This window comes from Dyella sp. 01N36 (genome assembly GCF_056399745.1).
Genome location: NZ_JBFTRY010000273.1, coordinates 1 through 3691, shown reverse-complemented (window position 1 = coordinate 3691; position 3691 = coordinate 1). Strand labels below are relative to the sequence as shown.

Annotated in this window: 4 protein-coding genes; 2 read left to right on the top strand and 2 right to left on the bottom strand. The window is 66.4% G+C overall.

The features are described from left to right. Positions 1-581 precede the first annotated feature (581 nt). Both AC1DMG_RS20830 and AC1DMG_RS20825 read right to left on the bottom strand, forming a co-directional pair. Positions 582-1349 carry a M90 family metallopeptidase gene (locus AC1DMG_RS20830; RefSeq protein WP_441604713.1) on the bottom strand — a complete coding sequence of 256 codons (768 nt, stop codon included), beginning with the start codon at positions 1347-1349 and terminating at the stop codon, positions 582-584. Positions 1350-1360: 11 nt separating this feature from the next. Next, a complete protein-coding gene (locus AC1DMG_RS20825; protein ID WP_441604712.1) occupies positions 1361-1669 on the bottom strand; it encodes a hypothetical protein in 309 nt (102 codons plus the stop codon). Positions 1670-1916: 247 nt separating this feature from the next. Here AC1DMG_RS20825 and AC1DMG_RS20820 point away from each other — a divergent pair, with 247 nt between their 5' ends. Together AC1DMG_RS20820 and AC1DMG_RS20815 are read left to right on the top strand one after the other, a co-directional pair. Further along, positions 1917-2885 carry a biotin--[acetyl-CoA-carboxylase] ligase gene (locus AC1DMG_RS20820; RefSeq protein ID WP_477181030.1) on the top strand — a complete coding sequence of 323 codons (969 nt, stop codon included), beginning with the start codon at positions 1917-1919 and terminating at the stop codon, positions 2883-2885. Next, a complete protein-coding gene (locus tag AC1DMG_RS20815; protein WP_441604710.1) occupies positions 2882-3640 on the top strand; it encodes a type III pantothenate kinase in 759 nt (252 codons plus the stop codon). The genes AC1DMG_RS20820 and AC1DMG_RS20815 overlap by 4 nt, the downstream gene beginning before the upstream one ends. Positions 3641-3691: the final 51 nt, after the last annotated feature.

Below are 3691 nucleotides of genomic sequence, written 5' to 3'. Positions count from 1 at the left end.
CCGCAAGGGTGCCGCCTACGCGGCGGGCGTTTCGATCGGCCGGCTGCCGCCGACCGAGTCATCTCTTGCTGGCCCAAGAGATCCCTCGGGACTAGCTTCGCGTCGAAAGTAACCCAAAGAGAATGGCCTGATAACGCCCGCAGCATCGTGTTGRGATAAGCCCGAACGCTYGAGGCGCGTCSTTRTGGGACAACCTCCGAGGGTACACAGCGSRTACCTCAATGCGCTGCGCAACGCGCCCGAATCGCTGAGGACTTAAAGCGGGGCCTCGCTGCGCATCGGCTGTGGGTCACAGATGGCGCACTTGATGCCGCGCCTGGCGCTTGGCTTGTCTGTGGGAGCGCACCCTGTGCGCGACGGCCACGCAGGGGTGTACCGCTCCGTAGGTTCGTCGCGCACAGGGTGCGCTCCCACAGAAGAGCCGACCGGCAAGATTGATCCTCAACCCACGAACCTGCGTAACCCTTGTAGGAGCGCACWTGTGCGCGACCGCAGCGCTGGGATGTATCTCTCCGTAGGCTAGTCGCGCACAGGGTGCGCTCCCACAGTGATGTGCTGCGGATGGCCGCTTTTACGCAGCATCAACCTGGCGCAGGCGACGGCCCGTAATACGCCTCAAGCAATCCGGCGACAGCAGCATCCGCCCGACGCAGCACCGACGGCTGCGACCAATGCAACTCACTCACCACGGCAAAAAATTCGTCCGGACTTTCGGCAGCGTACGGATCAATCAAGGTGTCCCGTCCACGCGCCACGTCATTTGACAACAAATCAAACGCGCGCTGGAACGCAACAATCCATTGTCGTCGTGGAATGTTCGCAGGCAGCAGCGGCACGCCATCAGGCGGCCCGTCGAGCATGTCGAGCTTGTGGGCGATCTCGTGCACGACCACGTTATAGCCGTCCCACGGATGGGCGAGGTCGAGCTGCACGTCGGCGAGCGACAACACCAGCGGGCCGTGTTCCCAGGCTTCGCCGATCAGTACGTCCTCGCTTTCGGTGACCACGCCACTGCGGTCGTCGTGATGGCTGCGCTTGACGCGGAACTCGCCGGGATACACCAGGATGTCTCGCCAGCCGCGCAGGTTGCGCGGGCCTTGGCGTAGCACGGGCACGCAGGCTTGCATGGCGATCAAGGCGCAATCGGCGTCAGACAGTTCGACACCGCCCAGAGGATGGAAGCGCTTGCGTGCGAGGAACACACCAACGAGTCGACGCAATTCGTTCTGACGCGCGTGATCGAGACGTTGAGCCAGCGGACAACCCTGCAGCGCGATGCGCCAGGGTTCGTCAGCAAGCGGGGGAGGCGTGACATAGGCGCGTAAGCGCCGCCACCAGGCAGCCGACACGAGTTGGGTCGTTACTGGATGGAGCCCGGCAACAAGGACTGCCAGCCGATGTGGTTCTGGCGGCTGCGCGGCGCACGCGCCGGGGCCGTGGTGGGGCAGTTGTCGCTGGACGAAGAAGAAGCGGCAGGGGCGGTGTTGGCCTCGCGCGACAGACCCAGGGCATCGCCCCCGCTGCCGCTCGCGCCGTCGTGACTGCCGGAGCCGGTGTCCACGGTGCGCTGCATCGAGCTCAGATCCTGGCCGTCCGCATCCATGGCCGATGCAGCACTGACGCCGCCGACGCATAGAACACAGCCAAACAAGAACTTCGCGACACCCATGGCGGCTCAACCCCTTGATCCGCAATCGAAGAGCTTGATGCTGGCAGAAAAATCGCGGTGATACCAGTGCCTGCGTAACCCTCGTGCAAGGCTTGCGAGTCCCAGAAGTCACGGACCCCGAGCGGTGTGGCGAGCGGCGTAGGGCAGGCTCGGCAGGCTAGAATCGCTGGATGTCACGCTCCCTGATCCCGTCCCCAGCTCGCCACGGACGCCGCCAACGCGGTCGATCGGCGCGGGATGCCGCCTGATGCAGCCACAGGACTTGCTCGTGGCCTTGGTGGACGGCGGCATGGTGTCGGGCGCCCAGCTGGCCGAGCGCACAGGGGTGACCCGGGCAGCCATCTGGAAACAGGTCGAGGCGTTGCGTGCACGCGGCGTTCCGGTGGAGTCGCGCGGCACGGCTGGTTATTGCCTGCCCTGGCCGGTGCAGTTGTTGAACCTGCCCACGCTGCGTGACTTGCTGCCTGCCAGGCTGGGCAAACGCCTGGGCACGCTGGAGCTGCATTGGGAGATCGACTCGACCTCCAGTGAGATCCAGCGCCGCCAGGCCGATCTGCCCGACCTGAGCATGGTGCTGGCGGAAACCCAGACCGCCGGACGCGGCCGTCGCGGCCGGTCATGGCTGTCGCCGCCGGGCCTCAATGTGTATCTGTCCTGCCTCAAGCGCTTCGATGGCGGTTTTGCCGCGCTGTCGGGACTGTCGCTGGCGGTCGGCGTCATCGTGATGCGTACGCTCGCTTCCTTGGGCATCGAAGGCGCCGGCTTGAAATGGCCCAACGATGTGCTCAGCGACGGCGGCAAGCTCGCCGGCATCCTGGTCGAACTCGGCGGCGAATATCAGGGGCCATGCGCGGCTATCGTCGGCGTGGGTTTGAACGTGCGCCTCACCGCGGCCCTGCACGAACAGGCGGGTCAGCCCGTGAATGATCTCGCCACCCTGGCGGGTCGGGCGCCGGATCGCAATCGCGTGGCGGCGGCTCTGATGACTGCGTTGGCCGAAGGGCTCGAACAGTTCGAGCGAGAGGGTTTTGCGGCCTTTGTCGATGAATATGCACGCCATGACCTGCTGCGTGGCAAGCCGCTGCGCGTGCAAGGCCCGCAGGCCATGCTGGAAGGCGTGGGCGCCGGCGTGGATGCGCGCGGCGCCTTGCTGCTGCAGGCCGAGGATGGCCTGCATCGCATCGACAGCGCCGACGTCACGGTGCGTCGCGCATGAGGCTCCTGCTCGATCTGGGCAACACGCGCCTGAAGTGGGCGCTGCGCGAGGGCACGCAATGGCGCGAGCAGGGCGCCGTCGCATGGAACGAGGACGTTGCGCTGGTGCTGCATGAGGCATGGCGGCAGCTGTCGATACCCGGCGATGTATTCGGCGCTTCGGTGGTGGATGGCGCTCGCGAAGCGCAGATTGCCGCCGTGGTGTCGACCAGTTTTGCGCGGACCACGACCTGGCTGCGCACGCCGGCGGAAGCCTGTGGCGTGCGCAACGCCTATGCCGAACCAGGCCGCTTGGGCGTGGACCGCTTCCTCGGCATGGTGGCCGCTCGCGCCGAAGGGTTGGCCCCGTGTGTGATGGCTGGCGTGGGTACCGCGCTGACCCTCGATGCACTCGACGCCGATGGCCGCCACCTCGGCGGCTTGATCGCGCCGGGACCGCAGTTGATGCAGCAGTCGCTGCTGGGCGCGACCGCGCGCGTGCTGGTCGACCGCCCCGGCCAGGTGCTGGAGGTGGCCGACAACACGCCCGATGCCGTGGCATCGGGTTGCTGGCAGGCTGCTGCGGCGCTGGTGGAACGTTTCGTCGCGCATATGTCCGCATCGCTGGGCGGTTCCCCGCAGCTGATCCTGGGGGGCGGCGATGCCGAGGCGCTGGCGCCATTGATCGCCCATCCGGCGCGGCTGAGTCAGGACAGTGTGCTGCGCGGACTATCCGTGTGGTCCGACGCACATTCACCCATCGAGCAGGCTCCCTAGAATGCCAGCTCTCCCGCCGCTTGCCTGACGGATCATCGATGTTCCTGCCTG

What these genes read in the sequence shown, in the direction of transcription:
- AC1DMG_RS20820 (WP_477181030.1), top strand. Translation starts at nt 1,917, where the DNA reads ATGCAGCCACAGGACTTGCTCGTGGCCTTGGTGGACGGCGGCATGGTG.
- AC1DMG_RS20825 (WP_441604712.1), bottom strand. Translation starts at nt 1,669, where the DNA reads ATGGGTGTCGCGAAGTTCTTGTTTGGCTGTGTTCTATGCGTCGGCGGC.
- AC1DMG_RS20815 (WP_441604710.1), top strand. Translation starts at nt 2,882, where the DNA reads ATGAGGCTCCTGCTCGATCTGGGCAACACGCGCCTGAAGTGGGCGCTG.